This is a genomic window from Actinosynnema sp. NPDC023658 (assembly GCF_040639995.1).
Lineage (GTDB): Bacteria > Actinomycetota > Actinomycetes > Mycobacteriales > Pseudonocardiaceae > Actinosynnema.
Genome location: NZ_JBFAAX010000134.1, coordinates 1 through 14194, shown reverse-complemented (window position 1 = coordinate 14194; position 14194 = coordinate 1). Strand labels below are relative to the sequence as shown.

Sequence of the window (14194 nt, the reverse complement as noted above, 5' to 3'; positions counted from 1 at the left end):
CTCCCGCTTCCGCCACCTCAGGCCGGGATGAACAGGTAGTTCCGGACGCGGTCGTCGATCCGGTCGACCCGCCGCCACGTGTTGCGGTGCCAGGCGTGCATCCGGTAGCCGCGCTCGGCGAGCCAGTCCTGCACGTCACCGGCCCGGTAGCCGAAGCGCCGCACGTGCCGCTCCTCCACCTCCAGGAGGAGTTTCGGCCGCAACCTCTCGATGGTCTCCGAGCCGCCTTGCAGCACGCGCAGTTCCGCACCCTCCACGTCGGCCTTGACGAAGTCCAGGCGGTCGATGGCGTTGGCCGCACAGAAGCGGTCCAGGGTGTCCGTGCGGACCAGTACCTCCAGGTGGTCGGTGAACTCGGCGTTGGAGCCCAGCCCGTCCGCGCCCGCGGTGAGGAACGAGCGGCCGGTGACCGGTGTGCCGTGCCGCACGGGGACGCTCATCACGTCACGGCCCTCGCTGACGCCCAGCGCGACGGAGTGCCGCACGACGTTGCCGCCCTCGCGCGGGCGCAGCAGGAACGACAGGGTCGGGTGCGCGAACACCAGCGGCTCGATGCTGTGCACTGTCCCTTGTGGACCTACGAGGCGGGACAGCGACACGGTGTAGAGGCCCAGCGCGGCGCCGATGTCGACGCACACATCACCGGGCCGCACCACCTCGCGCAGGCCGATCAGCTCGGGTTCGACGTACGGCGTGAGCCGGGCGAGGACGCGCAACGCTCCGGCCACGGCGGCGCCACGCACCTCGGTCAGGTTGTGGTTCACCCCGCCAGGTTAGGCAATCAGGGCAGCGGCTTGGCCCCGTTCTGGTGGTGGTTCGGCGGGAGCTGCGGCGGGAGGCCGACCTGTTCCGCGAACTCCGCGGCGACGTGCGAGCCGCCGTAGATGCCCAGCGCCTTGGCCAGGTGCAGGCGGACGTCGGCGCGGTGCCCGTCGTCCAGGCGGGGCAGGGCGCTCTCGAAGGAGGTGACCAGCGTGTCGGCCCAGTGCTGGTCGCGGCGCTGCGAGGCGATGCCGACGAGGTCGGCCAGGTGCCGGCTCAGGGCCACCGCCTGCTCCACCTCGTAGCCGTTGCGGACCAACCACCAGATCGTCGCGGTGGACAGGTCGGTCAGCACCTCGTCGCGCAGGTACTTGATCTCGGCGCGTTCGGCGTCCCGTTCGGCTTGCCGCATCGTCGTGGTCTGGAGGAGCTCGATGTGCTTGCGCGCCATCGCCAGGTCCGTCTCGTCGACGGTCAGCTCCACCGCGTCCGCGCGCGCCCACACGTGCGTGCCCTCGACCTGCCGTTCCGCGGCCAGTTCCGCCCCGAGCTGGTGCTGGAGCGGCGCGTGGTGCACGAGCATCGCCCGTTCGGTCAGGGCGCGGGCCCGGTGGACGATGTCGTTGACCGCGGCGCTGCGCGGCGCGTTGTGCCGGACGCCCGTCGTGAGGTCGACGCGCCAGTGGATCGTCATCCGGGCCTGGAAGTCGAGGCCGTAGACGGCGCTGGGGAGCGGCGACTCGAACGGGTGCTGGTGCGAGGTCGAGGCCGGGACGAACGCGTACTGCTCGGCGTCCGGGCGCGCGCGCAGGCGTCTCCACCAGGCACCGAGGGAGCCCAGCGGGCCGGGACGGAAGTCAGGCCAGGGTCGGCTGCTCATGGGATGGCTTTCGTCGGAGGGGATATGTCCCCTCTGTACCTGACCGGGCCGACGCGGAACAGACGGGCCGCCCCACTTCAGCCGTACAGCCGACCGCCGGCGGCCGACCCCCTAACCGAAGGTGCACACCCCTAGGCCCACCGAGTGACAACCCCGCCACCGGAAGCCCGACCCACCACCCGGTAGGCTCACCCCCGCGCCCTCGTAGCTCAGGGGATAGAGCATCGGTTTCCTAAACCGTGTGTCGCAGGTTCGAATCCTGCCGGGGGCACTCACCTTTCGCCGGGTGAATCAGGCCCTGAGCTGCGACAACGCGCTCGGGGCCTGATCTTTTACGTCAGTCACCGTCAGCCGGAATCCGCCCCTGTCTGCCGCCCTCCGCGAAACCACCGCGAAACGGCTCGACCCCCTGGGTCGGGTTCCCAGGGGGTCGCAGTGAGACCTGCGCTACTCGTCACCGAACAGCGCTTCAACCAGCTTGTTGACCTTCTCCCGCTGCCCGTCGATGCACTTCGCGTACACCTTGAGCAGCACGTCAACCGAGTGCCCCGCCCGCTCCGCCACCTCCGTGGCCGGGACGCCACCGTTGAGCATGAGCGAGACTGCGGCGTGCCGAAGGTCGTACGGCCGCCCAGCCAGCGGAGAGGCCGCCTGGGCAGGGGTCAGGGCGTACTGGCGGGCCTCCTCCCACACCCGGTAGTAGGTGGACGAGGACACGACCCCTCCGCCGGGTGAGCGGAACAGCCGCCCGTCCGGCCCGGTCCCGAACCGGTCGAGGTGACCCCGCAGGATGCGGACGAGCACCGGCGGAATCGGCACCGGCCGCACGTCCTTCACCCCACGGTGCTTCAGGCCCCGCCGGTCGTGGACCTCCCCCGAGTCCGTCCACCGCTTCCCGGCCGCCGGACGCGACTCACCGAGCATGAGCAGGCCCCAGCCTTCCACCGGCAGGGTGCAGTCATCCCCACGGAGCCCCAAGCCCTCAGCGGGCCGAGCAGCCGCGTAGTAGCCGGTCGCGAAGAACGCCGCCAAGTGCGCGCCCCGGTCCTGGTTCCGCCGACCGACGTAGGTCACCGCGGTCAACAGCCGCTCCACCTGGCCGGGATTGGCGACGACACGCGGGTCGACCTGCTCGACCACCTTCGCGACCTTGCGCTTCACCCTGGTCAACGGGTTGTCCGGGATGAGCCCCAGCTCCACCGCGTAGGACAGCAGGTTGAACAACACCGCCCGTTTCCGCTGGTAGACCGTGGCCGCCGCCGCCTTGCCGTCGAGCTTGACCGCCAGTGCGTCCAACACCTCACGGACCGTCGCAGCATCCGTCAGCTCGAACAGCGGACGCGAGTTCCGGACCAGCCAATCCACCACCTCCCGCCCCTCACGCGACAGCTCCCCGTCACGGGTGGTCGGAGGCAGCAGGTTGCGCGTGAGCACACCCCGCAGCTCGTTCACCTCCGGCCGTCCGGCTCCATCCCGGACGAACGCCGCACCAGCCGTGGCCAACGCCTCCACGGTGCTTCCCCGAGTAGTAGCAGCAGCATCCGGCCACTTCATATCCATGTAGGACTGCGCAAACTCCACGAAGGACAGCGAGTTGCGCCGCTTCAGCTCCGAGACCGGGAGACCCGTCTCGACGTCGAACTCCTCACCCCGTCGAGCTGCCTGCATCAGCTCCGACCGACGACTGTTGGCCAAGGCCTTGGTCCCGAACCACTCCGAGTGCGACTTGGTGTCGGTCACCCACCGCACGCCATACGGCCGAGCCTTCCGCTTCCCGTCCTTGCCCTTCTTCTTCGACCAGTCCGCGATCTCCCAGAACCGGACCTTGAACGTGGTCGTCATGCCGCCGCCCGGTACAGGTCATCGAGCCAAGCGAGGAAGTCCACCCGCTTGCACCGCAGCTCACCGTTGGGCAGCGCGAAGCACCGAGGCCCCTTCCCCGTCTGCCGCCACTTGTAGAACGTGTCCCGCGAGACCTCCCCACCCAGGGCCTCCAGCATCTCCGGAACAGACATCAACTCAGCCAGCTCACGCACCTTGCCACTCATCCCCGAACCCCCGTTTACGCAGCTTGAGCAGTTGCCGAACGGTTTGGCGGACTGGCCGAGGCGAGCAGAGCCGCCGTGTACTCGGCCTTCCATCGACGCCGCTCCGCGACCGCCCGCAGCAGCAGGTGTGGTCGTGGGGGCACGTTCGGGTCACCGGGCTGCACGTTGTTCCAGACGACCCGCTTGGGCTGGTCGTCTCCGGTGATCCCCACGTCGGCAAGCAGTTGCCGAACGAATTCCTTGCGATCGTGCTTGTGGTCGGCCAGCGACTTCCCGGACCACTTCCGCGACACCAACACCCGCCGACCGGCCACACCGAGGGTTGAGCGCTTGTGCGCCTTGCCCTTGCACCGGCCAGCCTCCATAGATAGCCGCGCGCCTTTCGGCTGGACCCCGTAGAGCAGCCACACCGGGCACTGCGGAGAGCAGGGCGTGACGGACAGCTCGGCGCACAGCCGTTCGGCGTGGTCCTCCTGGCGGGCGGTCTGGGCGTCGAAGCACTCACCGATGCTCTTGGTCAGGTACTTCGTCAGATAGCCGATGTGCCGCCCGGCCTCCTCCGTGCCGCCGAGGATGCCCTTGGAGTGCACCTGCACCCCGAACCGCGCCACGTGCGCCGGACGCTCCACCTGGTCCAGCGCTTCATCCCACGTCGGCAGCGGTTCGCGGGTAGTCGGGTCGACGAACCCCTTCGCCCGCGCATCCCACACCGGCCGGTTGTCGCCGCTGTACTTGATCTCGTCGTGGCTCGGCCACCACACCTGGTGGTAGGTGGCCTCCGTGACCGCCCGCAGCTCCGCGCGCGAGATCGAACCCCGGATCGCGGCGTGCCAGTGCGGCGCCAGTCGCCGCTGAGGTTCGACGGTCGAGAAGTACTGCACATCCCACCCGACGCACCGCCGAAGGTTCTGCACGAACCGATCGAGTAGTGCTGCGAAGTGCACCGAGTCCCGAGCCGCCCGCCGGTAGTCGTAGGAGTTCGGGTCGACCGGCGTGCCATCGCTACGCACCTTGCCGTAGCTGTTCAGCGTCAGCGTGAGGAAGGTCGAGGGCTGGTACTTGCCCCCGAACACCCGCCCGACCGTGCGCTTGGTGACCGGCCGCCGAGGCAGGTTCGGCGCATCCTGCCGCCGCCTGGTCGACCGCTTCCGGGTGATCCGTGGATGTACCTCCAGAGCGGGGAGTGAACCGCGGATTCCGAGCTGCCGAAGTTCGGCGTCGACCCCGGCGACCTCCTCTCGAACCTCCTCCGCGCCGATCTCGTCGCCCTCTTCAACGGCCTGCCGGTACACCTTCACCAGGTCAGCCCGGTAGGCAGTCAGTGCCCGCTGATCGTCGCTGGGCGGGTCCGGGGTGAAGTCGGGCTCCTCGGTCAGGTGCCACCCCTCCCGACACTGCGCCATCCGCAACCGCCGGTTCTTCTCCGCGCACGTCGGGCAGACACTCGCCACCGTCGACCCACACGGGACAGGCACGATGTCCACTCGCCCGGTGTCCAGGTCGACCCGCTCCTTGGCCAACGGCCGGACGCAGACACCGTGCTCCTCAGCCACCGCCCGAGCGACATCCAGCGCCGCTGGCTGCTTCATCCGGTCCGCACGGGTCAGGTACTCGCTCACGCCGCCACCTCCCCCGAGCCATCCGGCCGAGTCGGGAAGTCGTGCACCTCCGCGTCGGCCAAGAACAGGCCCAGCTCGACCAGGTCGGCGTCGGTGACGTGGAAGGCTCGTGCCCGTTCCGGCTCCCTCTGCCCGTCCTCCTTGATCCAGGCGACGCCGGGCGTGTTCTCGCTGATCTCGTGGGCCGCCGCGCCGCGCTGTCGGACACCGTCGCCAAGGACCATGTCGACCTGTTGCGGCTCGTCCAGGCGCAGCGCCACCCGGGTGGAGAACAGGTGCCGGAAGGACACGACCTCCTTGCGCGGGTCTTGCACCAGGCCCACGACCGCGTACCCAGGCGCACGGCCCTGCGAGGTGATCGTCTGGACAGCCCGCACCGCTCGTTCGCGGAGCTGCTTGTCGGGTTGGTAGGCGATCAGGTCCGCCAGCTCGTCCACCACCAAAACCGTGAACGGCTCTCCCGTCGACCGCGCCCACAGCCGCCGCACACCCCGGTACCGGGTGGCACGTTCCTTGACCTCTGCGGCGATTTCCTCAAGCAGTGCAACGGCTTCCGGCCCGTTGTCGTACACGACCCGGTCGAAGGCGTCCGGGCACTGCCCCAGCTCCATGCCGCCCTTCGGGTCAATGCCCACCAGCCGCACCAGACCCGCCCGAACCGCCGGCGCGAGCTGCCACACCAACGACCACAACACCGAGCCCTTGCCCGCACCGGGCACACCGACCACGAGCACCTGAGACCCGAGCAGCCGCAGCCGCCACGGCCTGCCCGTCTCCGTCCGCCCCACGACCACCCGCTTGAGATCCACCTCGGCATCGGTCAGCGCAGGGACGGGCAACGGACGCACCAGCGGGTCACGGTGGACGAAGTCCAGCTCGATCACCCGAGGCCGCAGCACCCGCACCCGGCACGAGCGAGCACCGAACGAGTGCGCCAGACCATCCCGCCGCAGCTCCCACGCCTCCGGCGACTGGGCAGGCACCATCCGCACCCGAACACGATCCCGCCACCCCTCAGACCGGACCCGCCGCAGTTTCGGCCGGTACTCACGTCCCCGGTCCCGCTTGGCCAGCTCGGCCAGGCGCATGGTGGTGCGCCAGCGCGGTACGTAGACGGTGGCCCGGCGGTACTCGGTGACGCCCCGGAACCACACGTGCCGGAGGAAGGAGGCCCGATCCAGACCGGCCCAGATCGTGAGCGCCGCCGTCAGGCTCAGCAAGGCCAGGACCAGCGGCGACAGCCCCAACCGCAGCCAGCACCAGGCCGCCGTCAACGGCACCAGCGTGGCCGCCGGATACCGGACCACGACGAGCACCAGGCGCACGGCCCCGACGACAACGAACCACACCAGCGCCACCAGTGCCGCGATCCACTTCGCCTTGCCCGGCACCAACGCCCACCACGGCACCCGGGGCCGCACACCCTCGAACGGAGCCGGATCAACCCACTTCCCGCCGTTCATCGCGCACGCTCCACCGGCGCGAAAATCAACGGCAGCCAGCCCAGACAGCCACAGCAGACGAGTTGATTGGGTGCGTAGACACCGAACCGCCTGCACGCCCCACAGGGGCGACCGTTGGACAATTTCCACACGGACGGGGCACTACGCCGACTTGACGCACGTCCCCCACGTACCGATACCCTCGACATGACCGATTCCCCTTGTGTGTCAACGAAAGCGCGCAAGAGACCGGTCCGTGCGGTCGTCGGGGAACAGGCTCAGCCCGCCAAGACTCGGGCCTGTTCCCCACGACCACACCGACCGGGAATCCGGAATCACCTACCGCGCGGAGCCGACTTCTGCGGCCGCGCCGTCACTCGTGCGTGTCGACCTCGAAAAGGTCGTCGAACTCCAGCGGCGCGAGCGCTTTCAACGCCCCACTGATGAACCTCGGCCCAGGACGGAGCTCGCCCTCGCGCGCACGTTTCACCGTGGACCGGTTGAGCCCCATCGCCCTGGCCAGCGCGTAGTCCGAGTGGAACCCCGCCAACCGCACGGCCTTGCCGAACATCTCACCTCGAAGCCGGACCGTGTACCGCTCACCGAACCCCGCGCGCTGCGCAGCAGTCCAGGCGACCAGACCGTGCGCGATCTTCTCCGCCTTCTCCCGGTGCAACTCCGCCAGGAACAACGCCTCTTTCCGCCGACCGGGATCGGTCTCTGCCACCCGCTCGTACACCTCGGCCGACTGGAGGTAGAAATCCCGCCACGGCACCTGCGTCTCCGCGAACGAGGGCGTCACCTTCGCCAACGCGTCATGAGCGTCCCGCAGCGTCGTTGCCGACGACACCGCCGACCACAACTCCTCCGCCTCACTCACTCCCACTCATCCCCCACCACACCCAACGCGGCACCCCCGGTCTGCAACGCCCACCGCAACCTGTTGATCGAATTCCGATCCACCACCAGGGCGACCGGGATCGGGTTGCCGAAGCGGATCTCCACCCGATCCGCGTACTCCTGAGCGAAAGCCCGAATGGGCAGGTCATCGGTCACGTGAATCCGAACCATGTCCACGCGCATCCCGATCACGCGGCCTTCGCGGTAGGCTTGACCGCCACGGGCTTCATGCCCGAGGCCCGCAAGCTGTACCCCAGCTTCGCCCGGCACCGATGCCGCTCACCCCCATGACTGCCCCGGCACGCCTTGTCATCGATCCACGGCGTCACCGTCAACCCCTCGAACACCACCGGCCGCACATCCGTCCCCGGAATCGCCTCCGGCGGCACCGGCTGGTGCGGAGCCGCGATCTTCACCGTCACCACCGCATCCGTCTTCCGCTCCGCCGCCTGGTCGATCACCAACACCGACCACACCAGCAACCCGGACTCCTTGTCCGTCTCCTGCTGGACCGGCAACCCCTTCGCCCGCTCCTCGGCCGACTGGAACCGCAACACCGGCTCCACACCCATCACCAACGCACCACGCGGAAACACGAAGTCGTGCGTCGCCGGGAGCCTGCTCCCACCCGTGATCGCCACAGCCGCTCTCCTGTCATCAGCGTCGACTGGACCCGTGGTCCAGCACCTTGACACCAACCACCTTCGGCCGATCAGGAGGACGCAAGCACCGCATAGCGGGACTTCTAAGGACGTCTCTGCTAGCTTGAAGACGTCCCAAGTCGTCATCAGAGGGGTGAACATGGCCAACGAACGCCTACGAGAAGCCCTGCTGCGCAACGGTTTGGACCTCGATCGCGTAGCCCGAGCGACCGGCGTGGACCCCAAGACCGTCGAACGGTGGATCACCAAGGGCCGCGTCCCCTACCCCCGTCACCGCCACACCATCGCCTCGATGGTCCGCGAGACCGAGAACTACCTCTGGCCGGACGCGGTAGCTGCGGAGCGCAGGGCCGAGATCGCTGAGTCGGAAGTGGTCAAGGTCTACCCCCACCGCAACAACATCCCCGCGGACCTTTGGGACCGACTCCTCACCGACGCCACCAAGCACATCGAGGTTCTGTCCCTGGCCGCCCTCTTCCTGGTCGAACGTCCAACGTTCGCCAAGGAGCTGCGCCACAAGGCCGAGACCGGAACCCGCATCCGCCTCCTCTTTGGCGACCCCACCGCCCGCGAGGCGACCCGACGCAGTGAAGAGGAGCAACTGGGCAAGGGCACCGTCCCCGCCCGCATCCGCAACGCCCTGGCCTTCGTAGGCCCACTGTCTGACGTCCCCGGTATCGAGGTCCGCCTCCACAAGACGACCCTCTACAACTCCGTCTTCCGCTTCGACGACGAGATGATCGTCAACACCCACGTCTACGGCTTCCCCGGAGCCCACGCCCCAGCCCTCCACCTACGCCGACTCTCCGCAGGCGACCTCTTCGAGACCTACTCCGGAAGCCTGGAGACCGTTTGGGCCGGCGCGAAGCGCGCCACCTTCTGACAAGGTCGAACCATGAGCCGGACCGACTACCTCAACGACCCGAACGCCCCGAAGCCCAACAGCATCCGGGTGGCCGTGAGCGCCATCGTCCAAGACCCCACCGGCCGCCTCCTGATGATCCGCCGCACCGACAACGACAAGTACGCCATCCCCGGCGGCGGCCAGGACGTAGGCGAGACCCTGACCCAAGCCGTCGTCCGCGAGGTCGAAGAAGAAACCGGCATCCATGTCGAGGTCACCGGCCTGGTCGGCCTCTACTCCAACCCCAACCACGTCATCTCCTATGACGATGGCGAGGTCCGCCAGGAGTTCTCCATCTGCTTCCGCGCTCAACCGATCGGAGGCGAGCTGCGCACAAGCAACGAATCCAAGGAAGTCCACTGGGTAAAACCCGACCGTCTAACCGACCTCGATATCCACCCGTCAATCCGACTACGCATCGAGCACGGCCTCAGCAACCGCGCTAAGCCCTATTTCACCTGACCTCAACCCCAGCGGCCCTCAACCGAGCCTCCGTACGCTCCACCGCAGCAATTAGCTCCGACTCCGCCTGACAAATAAAAATCGATACCGGACTTTTCGGTCCGTAGCGTCTTCTAATTTCTTTGATACGGCCCTCGATAGTAGTTACACGCCCATTCGGCGTAGTTGTCATATCTGCCCACCACAGTGCATCACGAAGGACAGTTTTCTCGTCACTCCACACCGAGAGTTCATCAGACAATCCTCTCACCTGCGCCTCAAGCATCGCGCATGAGTGATGCGCAACCAACCCACAGAGACGATCAGAGACTCCCACACCCTGAAGGTACCGAGCACCGTCCAGCGAGTGAAATCCGGTTCTGGCGACTACTGGAGAGTAGCCGATATCATGCAGGTAGCATGCGGAGATCAATAATTCAAACGACGTCCGGTCGAGCTGGGAAACCATCTTTTTAGCGCGCTCCGCAACCCCCAAGACATGCATCCATCGAACAGGTAGGTTCCACGCCAACAGACGTTGAGCTAATTCTTTTGCCTTGAAACTGTACACTAGTCCATTATAGCCCCTCAGCCATTATCCGGCTTGATGTCCAAAGCCGACCTAAAAGCGGGATGTACGGTGAATTGCATCACATCATCCAGGGCGCTCGGCCTATCGAGTTGCCCAGGAGCATTTTGGGCATAAATTTCGCCGCCGCCATTGCGACGGATCATGCCGATAAAGCCAATATCGTAGAGCAGCTTAGAAAGTCCGTGGTACTCTCGACCGCTAATGCCATCACTACCGTTCCAGATGGCTTCCGACAATACAGTCATCCAGACCGTTCCAGAGAAATCCTGATTCGCAGGCAAGAGTGCAGCTTCATCGAGCTTACTATAGAACTCTCCTCGCTCCATCTTGGTTGACACGCCCTCGAAGAGGTTGAAGACTTGGTCAATGTCAGGGAAACTGGGTTTCCATTCATCCCTAAGCGCAAGTAGGCGATCCTTCGAGTAGCTCTGCTCTGCGTCGTGAATGTTGTCCCATGTGATTTTCGGACGTCCCGCCGAGAGCGAAAAGCACTCGTTAAAGTACGAGATGGCATCACGAGGCCGCATAAGGGTCCGCCGAAGGATGTAGTCGAGCGGGTTCCCTCGAGTCTTGTTAGTTGCCGGCAGAAGGTCTTTTGCGCTACTGATTCCAGAGATACCACGAACATCCGCCGCGGACGCAGCCCTGATCCCAACAAGCTCTTCCAGATCAGCTCTCGTCCACCTCATGATCATTTTAACCGCGCGAAACTTTTCTTCTTGACCGCCGGTACGAGCACCGAAGTCAAGTTGATCAAAGATGTTCGTGCGAAGAGCAACCAGAACCTTCAAGTTCTGCACACGCTTCAAATCCAGGACAGCGCGGAACAGGCACCGAATCAAAGAGTTAAGTATCTGTTCATCGACCCAATCCCGATCGAGATCATCAATGATGACGTAAGTGAAGTTTTGCGGAGAATCCAGGATGTCATCATCCAAGACGCCGATCATTTTATTCAAGCGAGGCAGTTGCGTCTCATTTACGATCCGCTGGAAACGCTCGGCCTGTTGAGCTTTCGTCTCACCTCCAAGAGTTCGAGTGTCCGCCCCTGAAAGCGATATGTCACCAATCGAAGGCACTGATATTTTACCCCCCGCCTCTTTCTTAACCTGCTCCTCAAATCTAGTGGTTATGTCACGAACTCGCTCATCAGTCTCGCACCAGAAGCTGCCATCGAAGTCATCCAAATATTCGAGTGCCGCTGCCTTGCTACGATCTCGGCTGATTTTGTCGCGAAGTGCCGAAAAGAAGTTCTGCTTTGCAGCAGGCGAATTAACCTTGTAACGATGACGGATAATCTCGACAAGAAGGACATGCTTCCACAGGGCAATGAAGAAGGGGTCGAGATGAACATCCATAGCAGCCAAGAACCGCACGACCCCAAGATCCGATATGTACGGCAAAGAGAGGTCTTCCGGATTGATCCTGATTACGTGATCGGGATTTTCCTCTTCAATCCTTTGCAACATGGCCGACTTGCCACTGCCGGTGCGACCGACAATGAAGCATCTTGGGTCTTCGCGAGACGCCATAGCAGCATATTGGCCAGATTCGTAAAACGCCCGTTGCAGTAGGGGATCCGCCTCAGCTTGTCCACCGCCCAGGTTGAAGTCGGTAGCAGGGGCCCTATTGGGTTGAGCCTTCTTCACGAGACTCTCCTAACCGCAACGTCGAGGTACCTTTCCATCGGGCAACACTTGACTGCCGTTAGCGCTAATAAGTCACGTTCTTGTCACGTTGCGGCGATCGCTGCCGAATTGGGCTCTATGGGATCAAGGCACGCGCCGCCAGCGGCGGCGCGCGGATGAGCCGGACGCACGTTGGCACCGACTCCCCGCATCACGGCACGCCGGGCTCCCGCTTCGCTCCGCCCGTCGGCCGTGCGCGGAGTCGGTGCACGTGGTCCGGAGACGGCGCGCGAGGTGATGGCGAGCTGGAGGCCGGAGAGTCCCGCGGCTTGCCGGTCGGGACGATCGCGCGGTTACCCGGCTACGGTGGTGGCCGGGGCGATCGGCTGCCGCGACGGCTTTGCCGTCTTGCCATCGAGCAGGGTTGGGCCGTCTCCCAGCCCTCAGCGCGAGACGCGAAGCCACTGCGAAATGGCTCCGTGGACGTGGGCGACGGGGTGCCGCTTCGACGCAGGTCAGGGGACGTGACAGCAGAGCTCGGCCACACGCCTTCCTAAACCGTGTGTCGCAGGTTCGAATCCTGCCGGGGGCACTCACCTTTCGCCGGGTGAATCAGGCCCTGAGCTGCGACAACGCGCTCGGGGCCTGATCTTTTAGGTCGGTCGCATTCGGCCACTCGGCACAGGTTGCCACCAGACGGCTCGCCCGTTGTGAGGTGAGCGTCGGTCGTGGAATACCGCCGCACGTCCAACTAGGACGTCGACTCGAAGACCCTGCCGCTGGACGGGCGGCCCGCTTGGTCGAGAGGGTCGCTACGGGGGTGGCGGTGGGGTGGTCCGCCAGCCGTCCGACCACGAGGCCGCACCGGCCGGAGGCGACCGACGGGCTCGGTCACGGCGACGTCGAGGGCAGACGGCGGGGAGGTGCGGCAGATCATGGAGCAGGGCGCTGACCAGCGGAAACAGGTCGAGTGGACAGGCCAGGGAAGCGGTGTTCGGTGGGCCGGTCGTGGGCACGTCCGCTTGTGGCGAACCCGTGGTGTCGGGAGCACGCGCCGGGGCGACCACGACTAGAGTGGGCTCCGCATGCCAGGACGCGGCAAGAGAAAGAGAGCAGCACGTGGAGATGTACGAGCACAAGCAGGTCGCGGCCGCGCCCACGATCTGGTCCGGTATCAACGCGCCCGTCAACGCGGCGGGTCCGGGTGGCCTTTCCTGGGGTGATTCGCTCTACGACCGCCTCCTCGCCCAGCGGATCATCGTGCTCGGCCAGGAAGTGAACGACGAGATCGGCAACAAGCTCTGCGCCCAGATGCTGTTGCTGGCCGCCGAGGACCCGAACGCCGACATCGCGATGTACATCAACTCGCCCGGTGGTTCGGTCACCGCGGGTATGGCCATCTTCGACACTATGAACCTGATCCCGTGCGACGTGGCCACGTACGCGATGGGCATGGCCGCGTCGATGGGTCAGTTCCTGCTGTCCGCGGGTGCGCCCGGCAAGCGCTACGCGCTGCCCAACGCCGAGATCCTGATGCACCAGCCGCTGGGCGGCGTCGGCGGTAGCGAGTCCGACATCACGATCCAGGCGGACCGCCTGCGCCGGCTGAAGGCCCGGTTGGCCGAGCTCATCTCCGGCTTCAGCGGGCAGTCGCAGGAGCAGGTCCTCAAGGACGCCGAGCGCGACCGCTGGTTCAGCGCCACCGAGGCCCGTGACTACGGCCTGGTCGACCACGTGATCAGCCGGGCGGCCAGCGCGCCGGAGAGCGACCCGATCAACCCCTCGCGCTGAGCCTTCGCTCGTCGCGCGGTCAGCCACGAGCCGGACGCGGTGGGCCTCCCCCGCCGGTCCGACCGCTCGTCCGGCGTCGAGCGGGTTCGTGCACTCCGCACGTGGGTACCGGGAGGGAGTGGCCACGGGGATGTCCGCGCACGGCTGGGCGTTGAACAAGTTGATGAGCGACATGTTCGACGACCGGACGATCGTCGTCAGCGGCGAGTTGGACAGGAGCGCCTCGACCGCCGTGGTCTCGCAGTTGTTGCTGTTGAACGCCACGGATCCCGACAAGGGCATCAGGCTGTACATCGACAGCGCGGCCGGGTCGCTGTCGGCCGCGTTCGCGGTCTGCGACGTGGTCGACTGGGTGGCCCCGGAGGTGTCGACCTGGGCGGTCGGCACGGTCGGGTCGGCGGCGGCCCTCGTGCTGTGCTCCGGGGCGCCCGGCAAGAGGTACGCCCTGCCGGGTTCCGCCGTCGTCCTGAGGGAACCGGGCCTCGACGAGGGGCTCGACGGCGAGCACCTGAAGTCGCCGGAGGC

15 protein-coding genes and 1 tRNA gene are annotated in these 14194 nt (G+C 66.1%); 5 read left to right on the top strand and 11 right to left on the bottom strand.

The annotated features are described in order from the left end of the window. Nucleotides 1–17 precede the first annotated feature (17 nt). Nucleotides 18–764: an FkbM family methyltransferase gene (locus AB0G02_RS17000; RefSeq protein WP_360794735.1), complete on the bottom strand. Its 747-nt coding sequence runs from the start codon at nucleotides 762–764 to the stop codon at nucleotides 18–20. A 17-nt stretch (nucleotides 765–781) separates the two neighbouring features. Further along, the gene (locus AB0G02_RS16995) at nucleotides 782–1642 is read right to left on the bottom strand and encodes a hypothetical protein (protein WP_360794732.1); all 861 of its coding nucleotides are present in this window, start codon (nucleotides 1640–1642) and stop codon (nucleotides 782–784) included. Between the two features lie 198 nt (nucleotides 1643–1840). Between AB0G02_RS16995 and AB0G02_RS16990 the strand changes: the two genes are divergently transcribed. Beyond that, nucleotides 1841–1913, top strand: a tRNA-Arg gene (locus tag AB0G02_RS16990). A gap of 176 nt (nucleotides 1914–2089) precedes the next feature. Here the strand turns inward: AB0G02_RS16990 and AB0G02_RS16985 are convergent. The 7 genes from AB0G02_RS16985 to AB0G02_RS16955 all read right to left on the bottom strand — a co-directional run bounded on the left by AB0G02_RS16985 (nucleotide 2090) and on the right by AB0G02_RS16955 (nucleotide 8223). Beyond that, a complete protein-coding gene (locus AB0G02_RS16985; protein ID WP_360794729.1) occupies nucleotides 2090–3484 on the bottom strand; it encodes an integrase in 1395 nt (464 codons plus the stop codon). Then, on the bottom strand, nucleotides 3481–3678 hold the full coding sequence (locus tag AB0G02_RS16980; RefSeq protein ID WP_360794726.1) for a helix-turn-helix domain-containing protein: 198 nt from the start codon (nucleotides 3676–3678) through the stop codon (nucleotides 3481–3483). Before AB0G02_RS16980 ends, AB0G02_RS16985 begins: the two co-directional genes overlap by 4 nt. Nucleotides 3679–3704: 26 nt before the next feature. After that, complete coding sequence (locus AB0G02_RS16975; RefSeq protein ID WP_360794744.1) at nucleotides 3705–5279, bottom strand: replication initiator; 1575 nt, start codon at nucleotides 5277–5279, stop codon at nucleotides 3705–3707. Nucleotides 5280–5305: 26 nt separating this feature from the next. Further along, nucleotides 5306–6772, bottom strand: a complete 1467-nt coding sequence (locus AB0G02_RS16970) for an FtsK/SpoIIIE domain-containing protein (RefSeq protein WP_360794723.1) — start codon at nucleotides 6770–6772, stop codon at nucleotides 5306–5308. A gap of 352 nt (nucleotides 6773–7124) precedes the next feature. After that, complete coding sequence (locus AB0G02_RS16965; protein WP_360794720.1) at nucleotides 7125–7631, bottom strand: AMED_5909 family protein; 507 nt, start codon at nucleotides 7629–7631, stop codon at nucleotides 7125–7127. Beyond that, a complete protein-coding gene (locus AB0G02_RS16960) occupies nucleotides 7628–7807 on the bottom strand; it encodes a hypothetical protein (RefSeq protein WP_360794717.1) in 180 nt (59 codons plus the stop codon). The genes AB0G02_RS16965 and AB0G02_RS16960 overlap by 4 nt, the downstream gene beginning before the upstream one ends. Before the next feature lie 32 nt (nucleotides 7808–7839). Further along, nucleotides 7840–8223: a plasmid replication, integration and excision activator gene (locus AB0G02_RS16955; protein ID WP_360794741.1), complete on the bottom strand. Its 384-nt coding sequence runs from the start codon at nucleotides 8221–8223 to the stop codon at nucleotides 7840–7842. A gap of 229 nt (nucleotides 8224–8452) precedes the next feature. On the opposite strand from AB0G02_RS16955, the gene AB0G02_RS16950 reads away from it, so the two are divergent. Both AB0G02_RS16950 and AB0G02_RS16945 read left to right on the top strand, forming a co-directional pair. After that, a complete protein-coding gene (locus tag AB0G02_RS16950; protein ID WP_360794714.1) occupies nucleotides 8453–9196 on the top strand; it encodes a DUF5919 domain-containing protein in 744 nt (247 codons plus the stop codon). 12 nt (nucleotides 9197–9208) lie between these two features. Then, nucleotides 9209–9679: an NUDIX domain-containing protein gene (locus AB0G02_RS16945; RefSeq protein ID WP_360794711.1), complete on the top strand. Its 471-nt coding sequence runs from the start codon at nucleotides 9209–9211 to the stop codon at nucleotides 9677–9679. Here AB0G02_RS16945 and AB0G02_RS16940 read toward each other — a convergent pair. Beyond that, on the bottom strand, nucleotides 9672–10229 hold the full coding sequence (locus AB0G02_RS16940; RefSeq protein ID WP_360794709.1) for an HD domain-containing protein: 558 nt from the start codon (nucleotides 10227–10229) through the stop codon (nucleotides 9672–9674). The genes AB0G02_RS16945 and AB0G02_RS16940 overlap by 8 nt on opposite strands. Before the next feature lie 17 nt (nucleotides 10230–10246). Then, entirely contained in the window at nucleotides 10247–11899 is a 1653-nt protein-coding gene (locus tag AB0G02_RS16935; protein ID WP_360794706.1) for a hypothetical protein, read from the bottom strand. 1104 nt (nucleotides 11900–13003) lie between these two features. Between AB0G02_RS16935 and AB0G02_RS16930 the strand changes: the two genes are divergently transcribed. Both AB0G02_RS16930 and AB0G02_RS16925 read left to right on the top strand, forming a co-directional pair. Continuing rightward, nucleotides 13004–13669: an ATP-dependent Clp protease proteolytic subunit gene (locus AB0G02_RS16930; protein WP_360794738.1), complete on the top strand. Its 666-nt coding sequence runs from the start codon at nucleotides 13004–13006 to the stop codon at nucleotides 13667–13669. 130 nt (nucleotides 13670–13799) lie between these two features. Continuing rightward, nucleotides 13800–14194: ATP-dependent Clp protease proteolytic subunit (locus AB0G02_RS16925; RefSeq protein ID WP_360794703.1), on the top strand; the 395-nt coding region annotated here is incomplete at its 3' end.

Bases quoted from the DNA above. Each gene is read 5' to 3' on its own strand.
- AB0G02_RS16995 (WP_360794732.1), bottom strand. From the start codon at position 1,642: ATGAGCAGCCGACCCTGGCCTGACTTCCGTCCCGGCCCGCTGGGCTCC.
- AB0G02_RS16985 (WP_360794729.1), bottom strand. From the start codon at position 3,484: ATGACGACCACGTTCAAGGTCCGGTTCTGGGAGATCGCGGACTGGTCG.
- AB0G02_RS16970 (WP_360794723.1), bottom strand. From the start codon at position 6,772: ATGAACGGCGGGAAGTGGGTTGATCCGGCTCCGTTCGAGGGTGTGCGG.
- AB0G02_RS16955 (WP_360794741.1), bottom strand. From the start codon at position 8,223: ATGGGTGTGGAGCCGGTGTTGCGGTTCCAGTCGGCCGAGGAGCGGGCG.
- AB0G02_RS16930 (WP_360794738.1), top strand. From the start codon at position 13,004: ATGTACGAGCACAAGCAGGTCGCGGCCGCGCCCACGATCTGGTCCGGT.
- AB0G02_RS16975 (WP_360794744.1), bottom strand. From the start codon at position 5,279: ATGAAGCAGCCAGCGGCGCTGGATGTCGCTCGGGCGGTGGCTGAGGAG.
- AB0G02_RS16950 (WP_360794714.1), top strand. From the start codon at position 8,453: ATGGCCAACGAACGCCTACGAGAAGCCCTGCTGCGCAACGGTTTGGAC.
- AB0G02_RS16945 (WP_360794711.1), top strand. From the start codon at position 9,209: ATGAGCCGGACCGACTACCTCAACGACCCGAACGCCCCGAAGCCCAAC.